20 protein-coding genes and 1 pseudogene are annotated in these 21,307 nt (G+C 71.0%); 11 read left to right on the top strand and 10 right to left on the bottom strand.

The annotated features are described in order from the left end of the window. Positions 1-15: 15 nt before the first annotated feature. Complete coding sequence (locus ACGFZQ_RS18495; RefSeq protein ID WP_393841269.1) at positions 16-510, top strand: DUF3291 domain-containing protein; 495 nt, start codon at positions 16-18, stop codon at positions 508-510. 91 nt (positions 511-601) lie between these two features. Here the strand turns inward: ACGFZQ_RS18495 and ACGFZQ_RS18490 are convergent, their stop codons facing one another. The 4 genes from ACGFZQ_RS18490 to ACGFZQ_RS18475 form a co-directional block, all read right to left on the bottom strand. Further along, a complete protein-coding gene (locus tag ACGFZQ_RS18490; protein WP_393841268.1) occupies positions 602-1,477 on the bottom strand; it encodes an SDR family NAD(P)-dependent oxidoreductase in 876 nt (291 codons plus the stop codon). Between the two features lie 79 nt (positions 1,478-1,556). Next, positions 1,557-2,489, bottom strand: coding sequence for a LysR family transcriptional regulator (locus tag ACGFZQ_RS18485; protein WP_393841267.1), 933 nt, complete (start codon positions 2,487-2,489; stop codon positions 1,557-1,559). Between the two features lie 83 nt (positions 2,490-2,572). Then, entirely contained in the window at positions 2,573-4,276 is a 1,704-nt protein-coding gene (locus ACGFZQ_RS18480) for an NAD-dependent malic enzyme (protein WP_393841266.1), read from the bottom strand. Between the two features lie 303 nt (positions 4,277-4,579). Next, the gene (locus ACGFZQ_RS18475) at positions 4,580-5,056 is read right to left on the bottom strand and encodes a MarR family winged helix-turn-helix transcriptional regulator (protein ID WP_393841265.1); all 477 of its coding nucleotides are present in this window, start codon (positions 5,054-5,056) and stop codon (positions 4,580-4,582) included. Positions 5,057-5,327: 271 nt separating this feature from the next. On the opposite strand from ACGFZQ_RS18475, the gene ACGFZQ_RS18470 reads away from it, so the two are divergent. The 3 genes from ACGFZQ_RS18470 (at position 5,328) to ACGFZQ_RS18460 (ending at position 7,820) form a co-directional block, all read left to right on the top strand. After that, entirely contained in the window at positions 5,328-6,428 is a 1,101-nt protein-coding gene (locus tag ACGFZQ_RS18470) for an MBL fold metallo-hydrolase (RefSeq protein WP_393841264.1), read from the top strand. 178 nt (positions 6,429-6,606) lie between these two features. Beyond that, a complete protein-coding gene (locus tag ACGFZQ_RS18465) occupies positions 6,607-7,308 on the top strand; it encodes an SDR family NAD(P)-dependent oxidoreductase (protein ID WP_393841263.1) in 702 nt (233 codons plus the stop codon). Positions 7,309-7,403: 95 nt separating this feature from the next. After that, positions 7,404-7,820: a nuclear transport factor 2 family protein gene (locus tag ACGFZQ_RS18460; RefSeq protein WP_393841262.1), complete on the top strand. Its 417-nt coding sequence runs from the start codon at positions 7,404-7,406 to the stop codon at positions 7,818-7,820. Here the strand turns inward: ACGFZQ_RS18460 and ACGFZQ_RS18455 are convergent, their stop codons facing one another. From ACGFZQ_RS18455 to ACGFZQ_RS18445, 3 genes and pseudogenes are all read right to left on the bottom strand, one after another. After that, the gene (locus tag ACGFZQ_RS18455; protein ID WP_393841507.1) at positions 7,821-8,537 is read right to left on the bottom strand and encodes a LuxR C-terminal-related transcriptional regulator; all 717 of its coding nucleotides are present in this window, start codon (positions 8,535-8,537) and stop codon (positions 7,821-7,823) included. Positions 8,538-8,658: 121 nt separating this feature from the next. Beyond that, a pseudogene (locus tag ACGFZQ_RS18450) lies at positions 8,659-8,754 on the bottom strand (DNA-binding response regulator); the annotation flags it as partial. 100 nt (positions 8,755-8,854) lie between these two features. Beyond that, on the bottom strand, positions 8,855-10,030 hold the full coding sequence (locus ACGFZQ_RS18445; RefSeq protein WP_393841261.1) for a serine hydrolase domain-containing protein: 1,176 nt from the start codon (positions 10,028-10,030) through the stop codon (positions 8,855-8,857). A gap of 273 nt (positions 10,031-10,303) precedes the next feature. Here ACGFZQ_RS18445 and ACGFZQ_RS18440 point away from each other — a divergent pair, with 273 nt between their 5' ends. Next, positions 10,304-11,986, top strand: coding sequence for an RNA polymerase sigma factor (locus tag ACGFZQ_RS18440; RefSeq protein WP_393841260.1), 1,683 nt, complete (start codon positions 10,304-10,306; stop codon positions 11,984-11,986). Here the strand turns inward: ACGFZQ_RS18440 and ACGFZQ_RS18435 are convergent. Continuing rightward, positions 11,968-12,663: a glycerophosphodiester phosphodiesterase gene (locus ACGFZQ_RS18435; protein WP_393841259.1), complete on the bottom strand. Its 696-nt coding sequence runs from the start codon at positions 12,661-12,663 to the stop codon at positions 11,968-11,970. The two genes, ACGFZQ_RS18440 and ACGFZQ_RS18435, sit on opposite strands and share 19 nt — an antisense overlap. A 33-nt stretch (positions 12,664-12,696) precedes the next feature. Next, positions 12,697-13,854 (bottom strand): adenosine deaminase, encoded by a 1,158-nt coding sequence (locus ACGFZQ_RS18430; RefSeq protein WP_393841258.1) that lies wholly within the window; start codon positions 13,852-13,854, stop codon positions 12,697-12,699. Positions 13,855-13,932: 78 nt separating this feature from the next. Between ACGFZQ_RS18430 and ACGFZQ_RS18425 the strand changes: the two genes are divergently transcribed. Next, entirely contained in the window at positions 13,933-14,643 is a 711-nt protein-coding gene (locus ACGFZQ_RS18425; RefSeq protein ID WP_393841257.1) for a DUF4190 domain-containing protein, read from the top strand. Between the two features lie 167 nt (positions 14,644-14,810). Here the strand turns inward: ACGFZQ_RS18425 and ACGFZQ_RS18420 are convergent, their stop codons facing one another. After that, positions 14,811-15,374: an NADAR family protein gene (locus ACGFZQ_RS18420; protein WP_393841256.1), complete on the bottom strand. Its 564-nt coding sequence runs from the start codon at positions 15,372-15,374 to the stop codon at positions 14,811-14,813. 209 nt (positions 15,375-15,583) lie between these two features. Here ACGFZQ_RS18420 and ACGFZQ_RS18415 point away from each other — a divergent pair, with 209 nt between their 5' ends. Genes ACGFZQ_RS18415 through ACGFZQ_RS18395 form a run of 5 tightly spaced genes read left to right on the top strand, consistent with a single transcriptional unit; the run spans position 15,584 to position 21,290 of the window. Continuing rightward, a complete protein-coding gene (locus ACGFZQ_RS18415) occupies positions 15,584-17,119 on the top strand; it encodes a gamma-aminobutyraldehyde dehydrogenase (protein ID WP_393841255.1) in 1,536 nt (511 codons plus the stop codon). Positions 17,120-17,171: 52 nt separating this feature from the next. Beyond that, positions 17,172-18,407, top strand: a complete 1,236-nt coding sequence (locus ACGFZQ_RS18410) for a PotD/PotF family extracellular solute-binding protein (RefSeq protein ID WP_393841254.1) — start codon at positions 17,172-17,174, stop codon at positions 18,405-18,407. 7 nt (positions 18,408-18,414) lie between these two features. Next, positions 18,415-19,560 (top strand): ABC transporter ATP-binding protein, encoded by a 1,146-nt coding sequence (locus tag ACGFZQ_RS18405; protein WP_393841253.1) that lies wholly within the window; start codon positions 18,415-18,417, stop codon positions 19,558-19,560. Further along, positions 19,560-20,489 (top strand): ABC transporter permease, encoded by a 930-nt coding sequence (locus ACGFZQ_RS18400; RefSeq protein ID WP_393841252.1) that lies wholly within the window; start codon positions 19,560-19,562, stop codon positions 20,487-20,489. Before ACGFZQ_RS18405 ends, ACGFZQ_RS18400 begins: the two co-directional genes overlap by 1 nt. Next, positions 20,490-21,290 (top strand): ABC transporter permease, encoded by an 801-nt coding sequence (locus ACGFZQ_RS18395; RefSeq protein WP_393841251.1) that lies wholly within the window; start codon positions 20,490-20,492, stop codon positions 21,288-21,290. Positions 21,291-21,307 lie beyond the last annotated feature (17 nt).

The raw sequence follows: 21,307 nt of genomic DNA, 5'->3' as shown, positions 1-21,307 counted from the left end.
TGCTGACATGAGGTCATGACCGCATCCACGTATGCCGCTCACCTCGCCCAGCTCAATGTCGCCACGCTCCGCCACCCCCTCGACGACCCGCGCGTCGCGCCGTTCGTCGAGATGCTCGACTCGGTCAACACCGCTGCCGACGGCGCACCCGGCTTCGTGTGGCGGCTCGTGGCGGAGGGCGCGGCCGACGCCACCGTCCTGCGCCCGGCGGGCGAGGACGTCATCGTCAACCTGACGGTCTGGGAGACCCCGGAGGCGCTGTGGGGCTTCACCTACCGCAGCGAGCACCTTGAGGTGATGCGGCGGCGGCGCGAATGGTTCGAACGGCACGTCGAGGCGCACCTGGTGCTCTGGTGGGTCCCGGCCGGCCACCTCCCGACCGTCGACGAGGCCCTGGAGCGGCTGGCCGACCTGCGTGCGCACGGACCGTCTGCCCGCGCGTTCACCTTCGCCTCCTCCTACTCCGCCGCCGAGGCCGCCCGGGATCTCCGGACCGCGGCGCGGAAGTAGGGGAAGGGGCGTGCTGTGGCAGGGAGATGCGTAAGAGGCGTAAGAGGGGGGAGGGCAGGGTCCGGACACTTCCGCCGGGCCTGTTCGTGGACTACCTGATCGGCCGGGCCCCGTCGGGGAGTTCGGTCGGGTAGTCCTGGTCGAAGTCGGCCGAGCGGCTCACCTGCTCCCAGGCGGCGGCCTCCTCCAGTTGGCCGCGCGAGTAGTACTGCGCCATCTCGACGGCATTGACACCGAGGAGCAGGTGCGTCGGCGGGTTCGGCGACTTGACGACCCGTACCAGGATCTCGCCGGCGCGCCCGGGGTCGCCGGCGGCGGACACGGTGCCGCCGAGCAGGCGGACCATCTCCCCCACGGTGGAGTCGTACTCCGGGGCGACCTCGGGGATCCGCATCGAGGGGCCGGCCCAGTCGGTGGCGAAGCCGCTGGGTTCCACGACCAGGCAGCGGACGCCGAAGGGCGCGGCCTCGGCGGCGAGGACCCGGGTGAAGCCGTCCACGGCGAACTTGGCGGCCTGGTAGGAGCCGAGGCCGGGGGTGCCGCCGACGCGGCCGCCGATGGAGGAGAACTGCACGAGGGTGCCGCCGCCCTGGGCCCTGAGGATCGGGAGTGCGGCGGTGGAGACGTTGTAGACGCCCCAGAAGTTCGTGTCGAACTGGCGGCGGAAGTCGTCCTCGGGGGTCGTCTCCACGGCGGCGAGGTTGGCGTATCCGGCGTTGTTGACCACGACGTCGACCCGGCCGAAGCGGTCGACGGCCGCCCGGAGGCCGGTCACGGCGGCGGGCCGGTCGGTGACGTCGAGCGCGACGGGCAGGACGCGGTCGCCGTACTTCTCGACGAGGTCTCCCAGCTGCTCGGGCCTGCGGGCGGTGGCGACGACGTTGTCGCCGGCCTCCAGGGCGGCGATCGCGAGGTCGCGGCCGAAGCCGCGGGAGGAGCCGGTGATGAACCAGGTGTGGGTAGTCATACCGACAGCACAACACGGTTGCGTTATTAGTGCAACCGTGTTGTGTTAAATCGTCCACGGTGGTGCGGTGGTGCGGTGCTCAGGTGTGCCGCAGGGGCGCCTCTCCCGGCCCGGCCGTCGTGTCCAGGGCGTGCTCGATGAAGCGCCGGGCGGCCGGGGGCAGGGTGCGGGAGGTCAGGCGGGCGACGCCGATGTCCCGGGCGGCCCGGACGTCGGTGAGGCTGAGGTAGCGGATGGGGAGGTCCGGGTTCGCCTCCGTGGCCGCGGCCGCGGTGGCGTCCGGTGCGGCCGGGATCAGGGAGACGCCCAGACCGGACGCGACCAGCCCGCGCAGGGTCTCCACCTCCTCGCCCTCGAAGCCGACGAGGGGGCTGAACCCGGCCTGGCGGCACAGGGTCTCGGTGACGCTGCGCAGGCCGTAGCCGGGCTTGAGCACGATGAACTGCTCGTCGGCCACCTCGGCCAGCCGCACCCGCCGGCGCTGCGCGAGCCGGTGGCGGGCGGGGACGGCCAGCCAGAGGGGCTCGACCAGGAGCAGCCGCCAGGTGATCAGCGGGTGGCCGGGGTCCTTGCCGGTGATGATCAGGTCCGCGGTGGAGTCCAGGAGGTGCTGGGTGAGACCGTTCTCGTCGGCCTGGTGCAGTTCGAACCGTACGGCGGCGAAGCGCTGCCGGAAGCCGGTGACCAGTTTGGGTACGAGCCAGGTGCCCAGGGTGTGCAGAAAGGCCAGCGAGACCACGCCCCTGTCGGGGTCGACGACCTCGGCCACGGCCCGCCGGCCCCGGTCGTAACTGTCCAGCACGGTGTCGACGTACTCCTTGAACACCCGCCCGGCCGGGGTGAGTTGCAGGACCCGCCCGACCCGTTGGAAGAGCTCCGCGCCGATCTCGCTCTCCAGCCGGTTCAGGGCCCGGGAGAGGGCGGGTTGGGTGATGTGCGCGGTGGCCGCGGCCTCGGTGACGGTCACGCCCTCGGCCACGGCCTGGAAGGAGCGCAGTACCTGGAGATCCATGGTCCTATTCTCCCGCCGCATCGGACGGGACGTATCCAGGCCGTGGGCGCATGGCCGGGGTCCCGCGGCCGCCCCGTGGCGGCTCAGACGGCCTTGATCGGCGGGTACACCGGCTGCCATATCGCCGCCTTCACCCGGTCCTCGATGGAGTCGTCCACCGTCGCGCGGGCCACCCCGTCGGCGGCGGCCGCGCGGGCCACCGCGACCGCCACGGCCACCGACGTCTCGCGCAACTGGTCGGTGAGGGGCAGGATCGGCGCGCCGGGGCCGGTGGCGTCGGTCCGGCCGGCGACGGCGTGCGCGGCGGCGGCCAGCATGCCGTCGGTGACCCGGGTGGCCCGGGCGACGATCGCGCCGAGACCGAGGCCCGGGAAGATCAGCGCGTTGTTGGCCTGCCCGATCTCGTACCGGACCCCGCCCTGCTCGACCGGGCGGAACGGGCTGCCGGTGGCGATCAGGGCGCGGCCGTCCGTCCAGGCCAGCAGGTCGGCGGGGACCGCCTCGGCCAGGTCTGTCGGGTTGGACATCGGCAGGACGATCGGACGGTCGGTGTGGGCGGCCATCGTGCGGACGATGTCCTCGGTGAAGGAGCCGCCCTGGCCGGAGGTGCCGATCAGGACCGTCGGCCGTACCCGCTCGACGACCTCGGCCAGTGCGATGCCCCCGACCTTCTCGTCCCGGCGCCAGTCGGCGACCTCGGCGGCGGGGCGGGCGTAGCGGACCTGGAAGTCGCGCAGCCCCTCCTGGTCCTCGGTGAGCAGGCCGTAGCGGTCCACGCCGAAGATGCGGCCGGTGGCCTCCTGGACGGTCAGCCCGTCGGCGACCATGGCGTCGCGCAGCTGGTCGGCGATGCCGATGCCGGCGGTGCCCGCGCCGAAGATCACCGCACGGTGGTCGCGCAGCGCGATCCCGCTGGCCTTCACCCCGGAGAGCACGGCGGCGAGGTTGACGGCGCCGGTGCCCTGCACGTCGTCGTTGAAGGTGAACTCGTTCGGGCGGTAACGCTCAAGGATCCGGCGGGCGTTGGCGGCGCCGAAGTCCTCCCAGTGCAGCAGGGCGTCCGGGAAGAGCCGGCGGGCGGTGAGGACATAGGCGTCGATGAAGGCGTCGTACGTCTCCCGGTCCACCCGCGGGTGCCGGTTGCCCAGGTAGAGCGGGTTGTCCAGCAGTTCCTGGCGGTTGGTGCCGACGTCCAGCATGACCGCCAGGGTGCGGTTCGGGTCGATGCCGGCGGCGGCGGTGTAGACGGCGAGCTTGCCCACCGAGATGTCGATGCCGCCCACGCCCCAGTCGCCGATGCCGAGGATCGCCTCGCCGTCGGTGGCCACGATCAGGTCGACGTCGTCCGGGCCCAGCCCGGTGGCCATGAGCGCGCCCTCGATCTCCTCCGGCGCGTCCACCGACAGGTACACGCCGGCCGGGCGCCGGTACTCGTTGCTGTAGCGCTGGATCGCCCTGCCGACGGTCGGGGTGTAGACGATGGGCAGCATCTCGTCGAGGTGGTCGCCGAGCAGCCGGTAGAAGAGCACCTGGTTGCGGTCGTGCAGCGCGGTGAGATTGACGTTCTTGGCCAGATCGGTGGGCTGGGCCGCGTACTGCTGGTACGCCCGCTCGGCCTGCTGCTCCAGGGTCAGCACCGCGGACGGGACCAGGCCCACCAGGCCCAGTGACTGCCGTTCCTCCCGGGTGAAGGCGGTGCCCCGGTTGAGGCGGGGCTGGGAGAGTACGGCACGGCCTCGGGCGGTCGTCTCGATGTGCCCCTCGTCGGCGTTCCACTGGGTCCCCATGATCGGCTCCTTGTCCGTTTTCCGCGTCGTTTCCAGAGTGCTGCCGGAGTGCGTCCGGGTCTCTTCGAGGCGGTCGGGGGTGCGTCGGGTTGCCTCGAAGCGCCTCGCGTCTCCGGGAAATGCGCTCACTCCGGAAGCCTGGCAGCCGGGTATGCATGCGTCCAATGCCTAGAACAGGAGCAATCCATGAGCCTGGTGCATGCATGCCGCGACACCTCGGCGTTCGGTGTGCGGCGGGGGCGTGGCGGTGTCCGCCGTGGAACGGTCCCGCGGCGGTGGTGGGGTGTCGTCCGGGGGCGTGGGTCAGCCGCGGCGTGCGGTGGCGTAGGCGCGCTCCAGCTCCGCGACCGTGCTGAGGAAGTCGGCGCCCTCCAGCCGGCGCAGGGTGTCGGTGGCGAGCCGGTCGAGGGCGGTCCAGAGGTCGGCGAGCGGCTCGCGGAGCGCCTCTCCGGCCTCGGCGAGCGAGACGACGAAGGCCCGGCGGTCGTGTTCGGCGCGGGCCCGGGCGACCAGGCCCGCGTCCTCCATGCGGCGGATCGACCGCGAGACCGTGGAGTGGTCGAGCCCGACCGCCTGCTGCAACTCGGCCTGGGTCTGGCCGTCCCGGTCGAAGAGCCGCATGAGGATCAGCTCCTGGCCGGGGTGCAGGCCGAGCTTCAGGAGGAGTTCGGCGCCGTAACCGTGCAGCTCGCGGGAGAGCGCGAAGAGGCCGAAGCTGACCGGGGCGCGCTCGACGAGGCTGGGCCGAGGCATCACCGGGTCGGGCTTCGCGGCTGGCATGGCGCTCCTCGTCTGGCGGGCGATAGGGGGCGGAAAGCCGTTGCTCTCTGCTGCTTCCGGGGCTGGGAATACCTTAGTCGCAGCGGATGTTGACGGCTGGTTCCCCGGCGGCCTCCGAGGGACGTCAGACGTCCGCCGTCGCTTCGGAGTGAGGAACAAGTTGCTTGCGTGCGCAAGCTAATGGGCGCTACCGTGAGCCCGTTGCGCCGGGCGGGAGCCGCAGGGGCGGATCGCCCCTGGCCCTCCTGGAATCGTTCCGAAGGGAATCGTCATGTCATCCAGCTCCGAATCCGGAACCGACCGCCGTTCGTTCCTCGCCAGGGTCGCCGCGGCCACCGCCGTGCCGGCGGCCGCGGCCCTGGTCGCCGGGGGCACCGCGACGACGGCCTCGGCGGCCACCCCCCGCACCCCGGCCGCCGGATCCTCCGGCGCCGGTCTGCCGGACTACGCGCCGGTGCCCGCGGGATCCCTCGGCCCGGCGGTGAACAGCCAGGGTTACTACGTCGGCCGGGTCAAGGACAACCTCTACTGGGTGACCGACGGCGACTACCAGGCCGCCTTCCTCACCACCCGCGACGGCGTGGTCCTCTTCGACGCGCCGCCCACCATCGGCCACAACCTCCAGCGTGCCGTCGACGAGATCGCCGCCGCCAACGGCACCAGCAACAAGGTCACCCACATCGTCCACTCGCACCACCACTCCGACCACGTCGGCGCGTCCGGGCTCTTCGGCCGTCACGTGGTCCGGATCGGGCACGAGGAGAACCGCAGGCTGCTGCGGCGCGACAACGACCCCAACAAGCCCGCGCCCGAGATAACGTTCGCCGACCGCTACACCCTGCACGTCGGAGGCGAGCGGGTGGAACTCGCACACCACGGCAGCAACCACTCGCCGGACAACATCTACATCCGGTTCCCGCACCACGACGCCCTGATGCTGGTCGACATCAACATTCCGGGCTGGGCCCCGTTCGGCGCGCTCAACTTCAGCGAGGACATCCAGGGTTACCTCGCCGCCCCGGCCAAGGCGCTGTCGTACCCGTGGAAGTACCACATCGCCGGTCACATGGGACGGCTCGGCAAGCGCGCCGACGTCACGGTGCACCAGCAGTACCTCGAGGACCTGACCGCGTCGCTCAAGCAGGCGCTCGGGACCGTGGACTACGGGGTCTACGCGGCGAAGTACGGGGACAACATCTGGGCCGTCGTGAAGACCTGGCTCGACGAGGTCTGCCGGCAGGCGGCGGCCCCGGTCGCGGCCAAGTACACCGGGACGCTCGCGGCCGCCGACGTCTTCACCGAGAGCAGCGCCTTCTCGCTGGTGGAGTCCCTGCGGCTGGACCTCGGTCTGGGCAGCGCCATCCACGCCTGACGGGTTTTCGCGGCAGCAGTTGATTGCTTACGCGAGCAAATAAGGGCCGAAACAAGACGGTCGGTGCGGTACGTGGGGGGCAGGGGCAGCCGTCGGCGTACCGCACCGACGCATGCACGGAGGACGACGCCCCCGGGTGGCGCCCGACGCGAGACACCACCACGAGAAGGAGCACCTGATGCCTGAGGAATCCACCGCGCCCAAAGTCGCCGTCGTCGTGGGCGGGGCCGGGGCCATCGGCGGCGCCATCGTCCGCGAGCTCGCCGGGCGCGGCCATGTCGTACGGATCCTGGATCGTGCCGGCGACATCGTCTGCGACCTGGCCGACGCCGAGGACGTACGCGCGGCCGCGGGTCGCGTCCTGGCCGAGAACGGGCGGTGTGACGTGCTGGTGCACGCGGCCGCCGCCACCGACCTGATGGACGTGGAGACCGTGGACCTGGACCGCTGGCGCCGGGTCCAGGCGGTCAATGTCGAGTCCGCGCTGCTGCTGGCCCAGGCGTTCGTGGCCGGGATGCGGCAGCGCGGCTTCGGCCGGATCGTGCACGTCGTCTCCGACGCCTTCTGGAAGCCGCCGAGCCCGGACCTGCTGGCGTACGTGGCCAGCAAGGGCACGCTGATCGCCGTCACCCGGTCGCTGGCCGCCGCGCTCGGGCGGTACGGGATCGCGGTGACCGGAGTGGCGCCCGGCCTGACCCGGACCGCGTCCACCGCGTACCAGCCGGACGCCGCCTTCGAGGCCTCGCAGGCCGGGCAGGCGCTGCCCCGCGCGCTGACGCCCGAGGACGTGTCGGCGACGGTCGGCTTCCTGGCGAGCCCCGAGGGCGAGGCGCTGACCGGCCAGATCCTGACCGTGGACGGCGGCGGCCTCTTCATGTGAGCGCGGGACCCCTTGACTTATGTGGCTAGCCAAGTAAATATGTGGCTAGCCACATTAATGCGTGGCCCACTCCGTATCACGATGGGAAACGAACCATGAGCGAGAACCTCTCCGCCGCCGACCTGGTGCAGCGCAGCCTCGACATCTTCCTCTCCAAGGACATGAAGGCCTGGGCGGACCAGTGCGACGAGAACGTCGTCGTCGAGTTCCCCTTCGCCCCCGAGGGCAGCCCCACCCGGCTGGAGGGCCGGACCGCCGTCTACGAGTACCTGCGCGGCTACCCCGACCTCATCGACGTGCAGCAGATCACGTCGGCGACCATCCGCGGGACCGACGACCCGGACACGGCCATCGCCGACTGGAGCGTCACCGGCCGGGTCCTGGCCAACGGGAACCCGTACGACATGAGTTACGCGACGTTCGTGACGTTCAAGGACGGCAAGATCGTCAAGTACCGCGAGTACTGGAACCCGCTCGCGTTCATCAAGGCCCTGGGTGGCGAGAGCTTCTAGTTAGGCCGCCGGCCGGATCAGTCCCGACTCGTAGGCGAAGGCCACCGCCTGTACGCGGGCGCGGGCGCCGATCTTCGCGAGGACGTTGCTGACGTGCGTCTTCACGGTGGTCGGGGCGATGGACAGCCACTGCGCGATCTCGGCGTTGGACCAGCCGGAGGCCACGGCGACCAGGACATCGCGCTCGCGCTCGGTGAGGGTGCCGAGCCCGGTGGTGCGGGGGAGGGGGTGGACGGTGTGCTGCTCGCGGACGGCGTCGATGAGCGCGCGGGTCAGACCGGGCGTGATGACGGCGTCCCCGGCGGCCACCACCCGGATGGCCGCGGTCAGTTCGGCGGGGTCGGCGTCGTCGAGCAGGAAGCCGCCGGCGCCGGCGCGCAGGGCGGCCCAGGCCTCCCCCTCCTGCCCGGCCGCGGTCAGCATCAGGACCCGGGGAGCGTGGGCCTCCTCGGCGACGGCGACGGCGGCGGGGAATCCGGGGGTGCGGGTGGTCCGGAGGGCGGGGTGGGTGAGGCGCCGGATGGTCTCGATGCCGGCCGCCCCGGACGTCCGGCTGTCCATGAGGACGACGTCGGGGTGGAGCGCGGCGCTCGCACGGATCGCCCCGTCCCCGTCCGTCGCCTCCCCGGCGACCGTCAGGCCGGGTTCGGCGGTGAGGAGCATGCGCAGGGCGAGGCGCTGGAGGGATTGGTCGTTGACGACGAGTACGGAGACCATGCCTGTCTTCTCCATGCGAGGTCCGTTCCGTGAACGAAACAGTTTCGTTCACATGCTACGCCTGGATGCGCCGCCCCGGCAGAGGGGGTCCGCTCTCCCGGCCCCGCCCTCCCCGCCGTGCTCACTCGGCGCGGACCAGCCCCGTGTCGTACGCCGTGATCACGGCCTGGATCCGGTCCCGCGCCCCGATCTTGGCGAGGACCCGGCCGACGTGTTTCGGGCCCTGGGACCCCGGGGGAATCTTCGGCGGGGGAGTGGTACCGGGGTACCACTCCCGAGAGCCCGGCCGTACCGCGACCGGAGCACCGCCCGTGCCGTCAGCCCTGCTTGAGCGCGGCCAGCGCGATCCGCTGCGCCACCGGGTTCATGTCCTCGCCCTTGGCGTCGGTCGAGCCGACCGAGTAGACGAGGGTCCGGCTCAGGTCCCGGCTCCCGGCGAGCACCGCGCTGTAGCCGTACCGGGAGCCCGACTTGAGCCAGTACACCCGGCCGTCGTACTCGAAGCGCTGCAACCCCGCGCTGTAGGTGGCTCCCTTGATGTGCGCAGGGACCGTGAACATCTCCTCCAGCCACGGTCCCGGCGGCACGATCCGCCCACGGAAGAGGGAGGTCAGCAGCCGTTCCAGGTCGGCGGTCGTGGAGATCATGTCGCCGGCGGCGAACCGGTCCGCCTGGTTCCAGTCGGTGACGTCCACGAACGACGTGGTCCCGTCGGCCTCCGTCACCTTCTGGTAGCCGTGGTTGTGCGGGCCGAGGATGCGCGGGTCGGTGCCGGGGAAGTAGGTGTCCCGCATCCCGGCGGGGCGGAGCACGAGCCGGGTGGCCTCGGAGGCGTACGACTGCCCGGTCACCTTCTCGATCAGCAGCCCGAGCACGGTGTAGTTGATGTTGAGGTAGTCCTGCTTCCTGCCCGGGCGGAACTCCGGCCCCTTCGCCACCGCCGACCGCACCACCTGCTCCGGGGTGAGGGTGTCGAAGCGGTGCGCGTACTGCGTCTCGAAGGAGTCGCCCCAGCCGTCGCCCGCCTGGATACCGCTGGTGTGGTTCAGCAACTGCCGGACGGTGATGGGCCGGAAGGCGCGGGTGAAGAGGCCCGGGAGGTAGCGCTGGACGGGGCGGTCGAGGTCGATCCGCCCTTGTGCGGCCAGTTTCAGTACGGCCGCCGCCGTCACCACCTTCGTCGTCGAACCGGCCCGGAAGCGGCCGTCCGGGTCCGCCGCGCCGCCGCTCGTCAGGTCGTGCACGCCCGCGCTGCCGCGCCAGGCGCCGTCGGTGCCGCCGACCCGGACGAGCGCGGCGGTGGCGTCCGCGTCGGGCAGCCCGGCGATCGCGGCACGCAGGGCCTCGGCGTCCGGGCCGGCGGTGGTGGGCGCGGTGACGGCGGGTGCGGCTGCGGCTGCGGATGCGGCGAGGGCGGGCGCCACCAGCGGTCCGGCCGAGAGGGCCAGGACGAGGGAGGCGGCGAGGACGGTGCTCCGGTTGCGGACAGGCATGCGTGAGCTCCAGGGAGGCGACGGGTGAAGGGACCTGGTCATCCTCCGGGGGTACGGCGGCCGCCGGATCGTCGCCGAGGAGGGCGCACGCCCCTGAACCGCCCCTCACCAACTTCGCTGAGAAATAAGGGAGTTGTGGGGGACAGCCCGTAGGGGTGGCGGGCGGTGGGGAGGCTGGGACGGAAAAAGTGTTATCCCGGAATCCGTACTCCGTCTCCACACTGTGATCCCCGACATTGCCAAGCTCACCGCCCCGGCTGAGAAGGTGCGGTCATGAGGACGGACGTGCACGTGTCGCGGCAGTGGCGCGCCACCATCGCGGCCGCGCAGGCGGGCGACCGGCGGGCGCTGGACGAACTGGTCGAGGGCTGGCTGCCCTTGGTCTACAACGTGGTCGGCCGCGCCCTCAACGGCCACTCCGACGTCGACGACGTCGTCCAGGAGACCATGCTGCGCGCCGTCGACCACCTCGGCAGCCTCCGTGACCCGGACAGCTTCCGGTCCTGGCTGGTGGCCATCGCCATGCGGCAGATACGCGACCGGGCACGCCGCAGGCAGGAGCGGAAACTGGACGACGGCATCCCGGACGGCACCGCCGACTTCGCCGAACTCACCGTGCTGCGCCTCCAGTTGGAGGGCCAGCGGAAGGAGGTCGCGGAGGCGGTGCGCTGGCTGGACGCCGAGGACCGGCAGCTGGTGTCCCTGTGGTGGCTGGAGGTCTCCGGCGAACTCACCCGGCGCGAGCTGGCGGCGGCCGTCGGCATCAGCCGGCAGCACGCCGCGGTCCGCGTGCAGCGGATGAAGGAACGGCTGGAGATCTCGCGGGGCATCGTGCGCGCGCTGGACGGCGCCTGTCCCGAGCTGCGCGAGCTGACCGCCCGCTGGGACGGGCGCCCCGACTCCGTCTGGCGCAAGCGGCTGGCCCGGCACATCCGGGGCTGCGGCTACTGCGGCGGCCCCCGCGACTCCGTCGTACCGGCGGAACGGCTGCTGGTCGGGATCGCGCTGGTACCGGTGCCGGTGGGGTTCACGCTGTCGCTGGCGCTCGGCGGCAAGACGGCGGCCGCGGCGACCTCCGCCGGCTGGTCGGCGAAGGTGCTGGGCGCGCTGGCCAAACCCGCGGTGGCGGTCACGGCGGGGGCGACCATCGTGGCGGGCGGCGCCTACGTCGTCGTCCAGACCCCGGATCGTCCGGCACCGCACACGGCCACCGCGCCCACGGCGGCGGTCACCGGCGCGCCGGCACCGAGCCCGTCGGCCACCGCCTCGCCGTCCCCGTCGGCCTCGCCCTCCGCCTCGCCGTCACCGTCCCCGTCGGCGAGCGCCGCTCCGTACGGGTCGGTCGTCGACGCGGTCGACAAGGCACCGGACCCGGACCGCAGACCCGGCACGCTGCCGCACCGGCCGGAGACGGGGATCACCAGCACGGGCGGGGCGCACGCCGTCCTGAACCACCGCGGGGACAACGTGACGCTCACCGGCCGGGGTTATGTCCTCGTCCGCTGGCAGATCGCCCCGCTGTCCCGGGTCGGCAGCCTCGTCATGCCCAGCTGGACCGGCCTGAAGGGCAGGCTCTTCCACGTGGCGTCGGGCGGCGGCCGCCGCATGGACGACCGCGTCAGCAGCACCGACGCCTCCGCCACCGGCATGGGCAGCTCGGCCACCGGCTACGCCGTCCTGCCGGCCGGCACCCAGCAGATGTGGCAGAACGAGTACTTCTACGTCGACGGGAGCGTGACGTTCACGGTGAACGAGCGGGGCGCGGACTACGGGGTGAGCGTCTTCCCGTCGACCTGGGACGCGGTGGAGAAGGACGTGCTGTACGGGCCGCCGGACGGGGCCATCCGGTACGGGCTGGTCCGGGACGACGGGAAGGACTCGGCGCCGGTTCCGCAGTATGTGACGCGGGGGACGCCGAGCGATCCGGCGACGGTCGCTCAGCGGTCGGTCGTGTAGCGCCGGAGCGAGTCGAGCACGTCCACCCGGTTCGTGGTGATCGAGTCGACGCCCATGTCCAGCAGGCGGCGCATCGAGCGGCGGGTGTCCGGGGTCCAGCACGAGACCAGGTAGCCGCTGCGGTGGACGTGCTCGGTCAGGGCGTGGTCGAGCAGGGTGAAGCGGTAGTTGAGGTGGCGGGGGCGGATCACGTCCAGGAGCGCCGGGCGCGCGGGCGCCAGGGTCTTGCGGGTCAGCGCGATCTCCGCCGCCGCGTCCGCCGCGCGCACCGCCAGCATCGCCGCCGCGTCTCCCGTGTAGTAGACGCGCTCCGTCGCACCGCACTCCCGGGCCACGGCCACGATCCTGGCCACCGCCCGCTCGCTGGGGCCGCCGGGCAGGTCGATCATCACCCGGCTGCCCCCCGCCGCCGCCAGCGCCTCGGCGAGCGTCGGCACGCCGCCCGCCGTGAGGCCGCGCACCTCGTCCGCCGACAGCGCGCTCAGCGGGCGGTCGACTTCCCAGAGCCGGTTCAGGGTCTCGTCGTGCAGGAGGACGGGGACGCCGTCACGCGTCAGCCGTACGTCGATCTCCACCGCGTCCGCGCCCTGTTGGAGCGCGGAACGCAGGGAGTCCGGCGTGTTCTCGCGGAAGCGGTAGGGGTCGCCGCGGTGGGCCACGGCGGTCACGGTCTGCATGAGCCCATGTTCTCAGGGCTCCGCAGGGGATTTTCAGGGGGCGAGCCATGCCTTCGTGTACGCGTCGATCTCGGCCGAGATCCTCGCCTTGCCCGTCTGGTCCAGGAAGGACGCCTCCACCGCGTTCCTGGCGAGGTCGGCGACGCCGCGTTCGTCGAGGCCGAGGAGGCGGGCGGCGACCGCGTACTCGTTGTTCAGGTCGGTGCCGAACATCGGCGGGTCGTCGGAGTTGACCGTGACCAGCACGCCCGCGTCCACGAAGTCCTTGATCGGGTGCTCTTCGAGGGTGCGGACCGCACGCGTGGCGATGTTGGAGGTCGGGCACACCTCCAGGGCGACGCGCTGCTCGGCGAGGTGGGCGAGGAGCTTCGGGTCCTGCGCGGAGCTGGTGCCGTGGCCGATGCGCTCGGCGTGCAGTTCGACGAGGGCGTCCCAGACCGTGCCGGGTCCCGTGGTCTCACCGGCGTGCGGGACGGAGTGCAGGCCGGCCGCGACGGCCCGGTCGAAGTACGGCTTGAACTGCGGCCGGGGCACGCCGATCTCGGGGCCGCCGAGACCGAAGGAGACCAGGCCCTCCGGGCGGAGCCGGTCGTCGGTCGCGAGCCGCACCGTCTCCTCGGCGGCCTCCAGGCCCGCCTCGCCGGGGATGTCGAAGCACCAGCGCAGCACCGTTCCGAACTCGGCCTCCGCCGCCTTCCGCGCGTCCTCGATCGCGTCCATGAAGGCCCGTGCGTCGATCCCGCGCCGGGTGGAGGAGAAGGGGGTGATGGTCAGCTCGGCGTAGCGCACCTGCTGGCGGCCCAGCTCGCGGGCCACCTCGTAGGTGAGCAGCCGGACGTCCTCGGGCGTGCGGATCAGGTCGACGACCGAGAGATAGACCTCGATGAAGTGGGCGAAGTCCGTGAACGTGAAGTAGTCGGCCAGGGCCTCCGGGTCGGTGGGAACCCTGGAGTCGGGGTGCCGGGCGGCCAGTTCCGACACGATCCGGGGGGAGGCGGAGCCGACGTGGTGGACGTGCAGTTCGGCCTTGGGCAGCCCGGCGATGAAGGCGTGCACGTCGCGGAGGGCGGGTTCGGTGTGGCGGTCGGACAAGGGTTCCTCCCCGGAACGGCGCGGGGCCGCCTTCGGCGGTGGTACGGCCCTGAGCTGGCCCCCTGCGCGGTGATCGGCTGATCGGTGATTCGGGGCCATCGTAGGCCGGACCGGCGTTCGAGGCGGACGGGCCTTAGCATGACGGCGGCACGCGTGCGGGAGAGGGGACATCGCGAGATGGCTGACGAGGCGCCGGAGACTCCGAAGATACGGCTGGACAAGACGGCGGAGGAGAGGGAGGGGGCCGGGGCGGAGCCGTCGGTGCCGTCCTCGATCCACGACCAGCGGACGGTCGCGGCGATGCCGGGGGCGGAGGACGGGGTGCCGCCCCAGGGCTGGGCGAACCCCTTCGCGGCGCCGTCGGACGCGGCTCCGGCCGCGCCGGTGAACCCCTTCGCGGCGCCGGGTGCGCCGGGCGCGTACCCGCCGCCGAGTCCCTACGCCCCGCCCGCGCCGCCGTATCCGCAGAGTGCGGCGGTGCCTCCGCCGCCGATGGCTCCGGAGGGGCCCGGTCAGGTGCCTTACGGCTACCCGGGCGCACCGGCTCCCGGTCCGGGGTACGGCTACCCCGGGCAGGCGTTTCCGCCCTACCCCGGCGGGCCCGGGGGATATGGCGGCTGGCCCGGTATGCAGCCGATGCCCAACAACGGGCTGGGCACGGCGAGTCTCGTCACCGGGATCATCAGTGTGGTCGGGTTCTGTGCGTGGCCGGTCGCGCTGGTGATGGGGGTGCTGGCCATCGTCTTCGGTTCGATCGGGCGGGCCCGGGTCGGGCGGGGGGAGGCCACGAACGGGGGGCAGGCGCTGGCGGGGATCATCTGCGGGTCGGCGGGGCTTGTTCTCGCCGCGGGGTTCATCGTGCTGCTTGTGGTGGCGAGCACGCGGTAGGGGGGTCGGCGGGGGGCGAGTGGTCGGGTGCGGGTGGGTGGGGGCTGGTCGCGCAGTTCCCCGCGCCCCTTTCGGTGGGACCGGTCCCCGTCGGCTGGAAGCGCTCGGTCTTCCGTCCCTTGGGTGGGACCAGTCCCCGTCGGCCGGAAGCGTCCCGACCCGTAGACCTACACCCCCGCCGCCCGCAGCCTCTCCCGTGCCTCCATCAGGGCGAACCCCAGCAGGTTCAGCCCCTTCCACCGCGTCGGGTCCGCCGCCGCCTCGTCCGTCGCCGCCAAGCCGATCCCCCATACCCGGTCCACCGGGCTCGCCTCCACCAGTACCCGGTCGCCGGTGCCGAGCAGGTACTCCCGCAGGTGCGGGTCGGTCCCGAACTTGTGCACGCTGCCGCGGGCCACTATCTCGAAGCGCTCCCGCTCCCAGGTCGCCCCGTCGAAGTTCCGGACCAGTCGGCCCGCCTTCTTCGCCTCGGCGGGATGTCCGGCCGCCACGGCCCGGCGCTCCGCCTCCGCGTCCCCGAACAGCCGGGCCTTTCCTGCCATCATCCAGTGCTCGGCGGTCGCGTACTCCACACCGTCGACCACGAAGGGTGACGGCCACCACTGGCTCAGGCAGCTCGCCGAGAGCTGTCCGTCCGGCCCGGGCCGGTGTCCCCAGAAGTGCAGGTACTTGATCCTGGCCCCCGCCCGGACCGCCCTGATCAGGGCTTCCGCAGAATCGATCTTCGCCATGCACGCCAGTCTGGCAGGCACCACTGACACTCCGTCCCGCCTTTTCGGTTCCGACTCGACATCTGGTCGACAGATTCCGTCGCGTAACCAAAAGGCAACAACGGAATCACTTGTTGGACTCCCCTTGCTCTGTCAGGATCGGCAGTCAAATCCAGCTGGAGCTACGCCACCCACCCCTCGGGACGGGACGACAGCGGAGGAGAAGCGACATGGACAACCCGGGCACCGCCACCCCGGAGACCTTCCCCGCGCGGGAGCGGCTCGCGGGCGGCGCGCAGTACATCGCGGGCCGGTTCGGCAAGGGCACGTCGGGCCGTACGCACGCCGTCGTCGACCCGGCCACCGGCGCGGACGTGTACACGTACGAGCTGGCCGGGACGGACGACGTCGACCGGGCCGTCGCCGCCGCTCGGGACGCCTTTCCCGGGTGGGCCGGGGCGACCCCCGGCGAGCGCTCGGACGCGCTGCACCGGTTCGCCGCCATGCTCGCCGACCGCGCGGAGGAATTCGCCCGCGCCGAGTCCCTCCAGTGCGGCAAGCCCCTCAAGCTGACGCGTGAGTTCGACGTACCGGGGACCATCGACAACACCGCGTTCTTCGCGGGGGCCGCCCGGCAGCTGCAGGGGCAGGCGGCCGGTGAGTACTCCGGCGACCACACGTCGTACATCCGCCGTGAACCCATCGGTGTCGTCGGGTCGATCGCGCCCTGGAACTACCCGCTCCAGATGGCCGCCTGGAAGATCCTCCCGGCGATCGCGGCCGGCAACACCATCGTGCTCAAGCCGGCCGAGCTGACCCCGCTGACCTCGCTGCTCTTCGCCGAGGCGGCCACCCTCGCCGGTATCCCCGACGGTGTCGTCAACATCGTCACCGGGACGGGGAAGCTGGCCGGAGAGCATCTCGTCGGGCACCCCGACGTCGCCATGACCTCCTTCACCGGCTCCACCGGGGTCGGAAAGCGGGTGGCGGAGGTCGCGACGGCGACCGTCAAGCGGCTCCACCTGGAGCTGGGCGGCAAGGCGCCGTTCGTCGTCTTCGACGACGCCGACCTGGAGGCGGCCGTCAACGGGGCCGTCGCCGGGGCGCTCATCAACACCGGGCAGGACTGCACCGCCGCCACCCGCGCGTACGTGCAGCGGCCGCTCTACGAGGCCTTCGTCGAGCAGACGGCCGCCCTGATGGAGACCGTGCGGCTGGGCGACCCGTTCGCCCCCGGTACCGACCTCGGGCCGCTGATCTCGCACGCCCAGCGGGACCGGGTCGCCGGGTTCGTCGAGCGGGCGCGCGGCTACGCGCGCGTCGTGACCGGCGGTGAGCCGCCGCAGGACGAGCTGAAGAGCGGCGCCTACTACCGGCCCACCCTGATCGCCGACGCGCCCCAGGGCAGCGAGATCGTCCAGGCCGAGATCTTCGGTCCGGTGCTGGTCGTTCTGCCGTTCGACAGTGATGATGAGGGGATCCGGCTGGCCAACGACACCCCGTACGGTCTGGCCGCCTCCGCGTGGAGCAGCAGCGTCTACCGGGCGAACCGCGCCACCCGCGAGATCAAGGCGGGGTGCGTGTGGGTCAACGACCACATTCCGATCATCAGCGAGATGCCGCACGGCGGCTACAAGGCGTCCGGCTTCGGCAAGGACATGTCGGTGTACTCGTTCGAGGAGTACACCCAGGTCAAGCACGTAATGTTCGACAATACGGCGGTTGCTCGGAAGGACTGGCACCGCACGATCTTCGGGGACCGATAGTCATACCTGCGGCCGCTCATCACGGCCCTCTTCCCGAAAGGGCATCAAGCGCATGAGGCAGTACGAGCCCGACCGTCCGACGCCGGTCGAAGTGGCCGCCATGCGGCGCAGCCTCCGCACCGGCCGGGCCGCCCTGGCCCGCCGGTCGTTCCTGGGTGGTGCGCTCGCGGTGGGCGGCGTCGGAGCGCTGGGCGCCTGCGGTATCCCCGCGGCCGGCAAGTCCCAGGGCGGCGTCTCCGCCGACGACCACTCGGCGAAGGAGAAGGTCGTCAACTTCTCCAACTGGCCCGAGTACATCGACGTGGACGACAGCGGGAAGCACCGTCCGACGCTGGACGCGTTCCGCAAGCGGACCGGCATCACCGTGAAGTACACCGAGGACATCAACGACAACGACGAGTTCTTCGGCAAGATCCAGCCGCAGCTCGCCGCGGGCCAGGACACCGACCGGGACCTGATCGTCCTCACCGACTGGCTGGCCGCCCGCATGATCCGGCTCGGCTACGTCCAGAAGCTGGACGCGTCGAACCTCCCGCACGCCTTTGCCAACCTGTCGGACCAGTTCCGCAGTCCCGACTGGGACCCGGGCCGCGCCTACTCGTACCCCTGGCAGGGCATCTCGACCGTCATCGCGTACAACAAGAAGGCGCTCGACGGCATCGAGGTGAAGACGGTCTCCGACCTGCTGGACAACCCCAAGCTCAAGGGCCGCGTCGGCTTCCTGACCGAGATGCGCGACAGCATCGGCATGACCATGCTCGACATGGGCAAGGACCCGGCGAAGTTCACCGACGACGACTACGACGCCGTCATCGCCCGCCTCCAGAAGGCCGTCGACAAGGGCCAGATCCGCCGCTTCACCGGCAACGACTACACGTCCGACCTCAGCAAGGGCGACTTCGCCGCCTGTATCGCCTGGGCCGGCGACATCGTGCAGCTCCAGGCGGACAGCCCGGACGTCGGCTATGTCATCCCCGCCAGCGGCTACATGACGTCGACCGACAACATGCTGATCCCCAACAAGGCGCGCCACAAGACGAACGCCGAGCGGCTCATCGACTACTACTACGAGCCCGGGCCGGCCGCCGCACTCGCCGCCTACATCAACTACGTCAGCCCGGTCGCGGACGTGCAGCCCTACCTCGCCAAGATCGACAAGTCGGCGGCGGACAACCCGCTGATCGTTCCCGACAAGGCCATGCAGGCCAGGTCCCATGCCTTCCGCTCACTGAGCTCGAAGGAAGAGACGGCATACCAGCAGAAGTTCGCGAAGCTCACAGGGGCGTGACGACACCATGACGACAGACAGCAGCGGCGACGTCCGCCTCACCGGCATCGGCAAGACCTACGACAACGGCTTCACCGCCGTGAAACCGATGGACCTGACCGTGCCCCAGGGTTCCTTCTTCGCCCTGCTCGGCGCCTCCGGCTGCGGCAAGACCACCACCCTGCGCATGATCGCGGGCCTTGAGGAGCCGACCAGCGGCACCGTGCACCTCGGCGACCAGGACGTGACCAGCCTGCCGCCGTACAAGCGGCCGGTGAACACGGTCTTCCAGTCCTACGCCCTCTTCCCGCACCTCGACATCTTCGAGAACGTCGCCTTCGGCCTGCGCCGGCGCGGCATCAAGAGCGTGAAGAAGCAGGTCGAGGACATGCTCGACCTGGTCCAGCTGGGCGAGCAGGCGCGCAAGAAGCCGCACCAGCTCTCCGGCGGCCAGCAGCAGCGGGTGGCGGTGGCCCGCGCGCTCATCAACCACCCCAAGGTGCTGCTCCTCGACGAGCCGCTGGGCGCCCTCGACCTCAAGCTGCGCCGTCAGATGCAGCTGGAGCTCAAGCGGATCCAGACCGAGGTCGGCATCACCTTCGTCCATGTCACGCACGACCAGGAGGAGGCCATGACCATGGCCGACACGGTCGCCGTGATGAACGCGGGACGGGTGGAGCAGCTCGGCTCGCCCACCGATCTGTACGAGAACCCCCACACGACCTTCGTCGCCAACTTCCTCGGGACGTCCAATCTCATCGAGGCCGAGGTCGACACGAAGAGCGGGGACGACATCGTCCTCAAGGCCGGCGGCGGCAAGCTCGTCCTGCCCGAGGCGCGATGTTCGGCCCCGACCGCGACGGGCGGCAAGGTGCTCGTCGGCATCCGGCCCGAGAAGATCTCCCTCACGCACGCCGACGACGCCGGCTCGATCCCCGAGGGACGCAACCGGATCACCGGCAAGATCGCCGACGCCAGCTTCATCGGCGTCTCCACGCAGTACGTCATCGACAGCGCGGTCTGCCCCGAGTTCGAGGTGTACGTACAGAACGTCGAGCGCGACGGGCGGCTGGTCCCGGGCGCCGACGTCGTCCTGCACTGGAGCCCGGCCCACACCTTCGGTCTCGACGCCTCCCAGGACATCGACGCCGGCACCGAGGAGGAAGCCGCCTGATGGCCACGCTCTCCGAGGCGCCGCCGCCCCTGGCGCCCGCCGAACCCGCGACGAAGTCCCCGCGCAAGCGGGGCCGGTTCACGCCGTACTGGCTGCTGCTGCCCGGCCTGCTCTGGCTGGTGATCTTCTTCGCGCTGCCGATGGTCTACCAGGCCTCCACCTCCATCCAGACGGGTTCCCTGGAGGAGGGCTACAAGGTCACCTGGCACTTCGCGACCTACTGGGACGCGCTGAGCGAGTACTGGCCGCAGTTCCTGCGGTCCGTCTTCTACGCGGCCGGGGCGACCGTGCTCTGCCTGCTGCTCGGCTACCCGCTGGCGTACCTGATCGCCTTCCGTGCGGGCCGCTGGCGCAACCTCATCATGATCCTGGTGATCGCGCCGTTCTTCACCAGCTTCCTGATCCGCACCCTGGCCTGGAAGACGATCCTCGCCGACAACGGCCCGGTCGTGCACGTACTGAACTCGCTGCACATCCTGAGCGTCACCGACTTCCTCGGCTGGACGGCCGGCGACCGCGTCCTCGCCACACCACTCGCCGTCGTCTGCGGACTGACGTACAACTTCCTGCCGTTCATGATCCTGCCGCTCTACACCTCGCTGGAACGGATCGACGGACGGCTGCACGAGGCGGCCGGCGATCTGTACGCCAAGCCGTGGACGACCTTCCGGAAGGTCACCTTCCCGCTGTCGATGCCGGGCGTGGTCTCCGGCACGCTGCTGACCTTCATCCCGGCGGCCGGTGACTACGTCAACGCCGAACTCCTCGGCTCGACCGACACCCGCATGATCGGAAACGTGATCCAGACGCAGTTCCTGCGGATTCTCGACTATCCGACGGCGGCCGCGCTCTCCTTCATCCTCATGGCCGCGATCCTGTTCATGGTCACGATCTACATTCGCCGGTCCGGGACGGAGGATCTGGTCTAAATGCCCTTCGTCAACTGGTTCAAGAAGCGTCTCGTCGTCATCGCGGGACTGCTCACCCTCGGATATCTGCTGCTTCCGAACGTCATCGTCACGGTGTTCTCCTTCAACAAACCGAAGGGGCGCTTCAACTACGAGTGGCAGCAGTTCTCGCTCGACGCCTGGAAGCAGCCGTGCGGAGTCGCCGACATGTGCGGCTCGCTCTCCATCAGCCTCCAGATCGCCGTCTGGGCGACCATCGGCGCCACGCTCCTCGGCACGATGATCGCCTTCGCACTGGTCCGCTACCGGTTCCGCGCCCGCTCCGCCGTGAACTCGCTGATCTTCCTGCCGATGGCGATGCCCGAGGTCGTCATGGCCGCCTCGCTGCTCACCCTCTTCCTGAACATGGGCGCCCAACTGGGCTTCTACACGATCCTGATCGCGCACATCATGTTCTGCCTCAGCTTCGTCGTCACCGCGGTCAAGGCGCGCGTGATGTCGATGGACCCGCGCCTGGAGGAGGCGGCCCGGGACCTCTACGCCGGACCGGTGCAGACGTTCGTCAGGGTCACCCTCCCCATCGCGGCCCCCGGAATCGCGGCGGGTGCGCTGCTGTCCTTCGCGCTCTCCTTCGACGATTTCATCATCACCAATTTCAACGCGGGCTCCACCGTCACCTTCCCCATGTTCGTCTGGGGTTCGGCACAGCGCGGCACGCCCGTCCAGATCAATGTCATCGGTACGGCCATGTTCCTGGTCGCGGTACTGCTCGTGCTGGTATCGATGCTCATCACCAACCGCCGCACCAGGCAAAAGGCATAACCCTTAATTGGCTCTGT

It is taken from the genome of Streptomyces sp. NPDC048254 (assembly GCF_043201895.1).
Taxonomy (GTDB): domain Bacteria; phylum Actinomycetota; class Actinomycetes; order Streptomycetales; family Streptomycetaceae; genus Streptomyces.
Note: the sequence above shows the minus strand (reverse complement) of the source record. Positions and strands in the feature narration are given on the sequence as shown.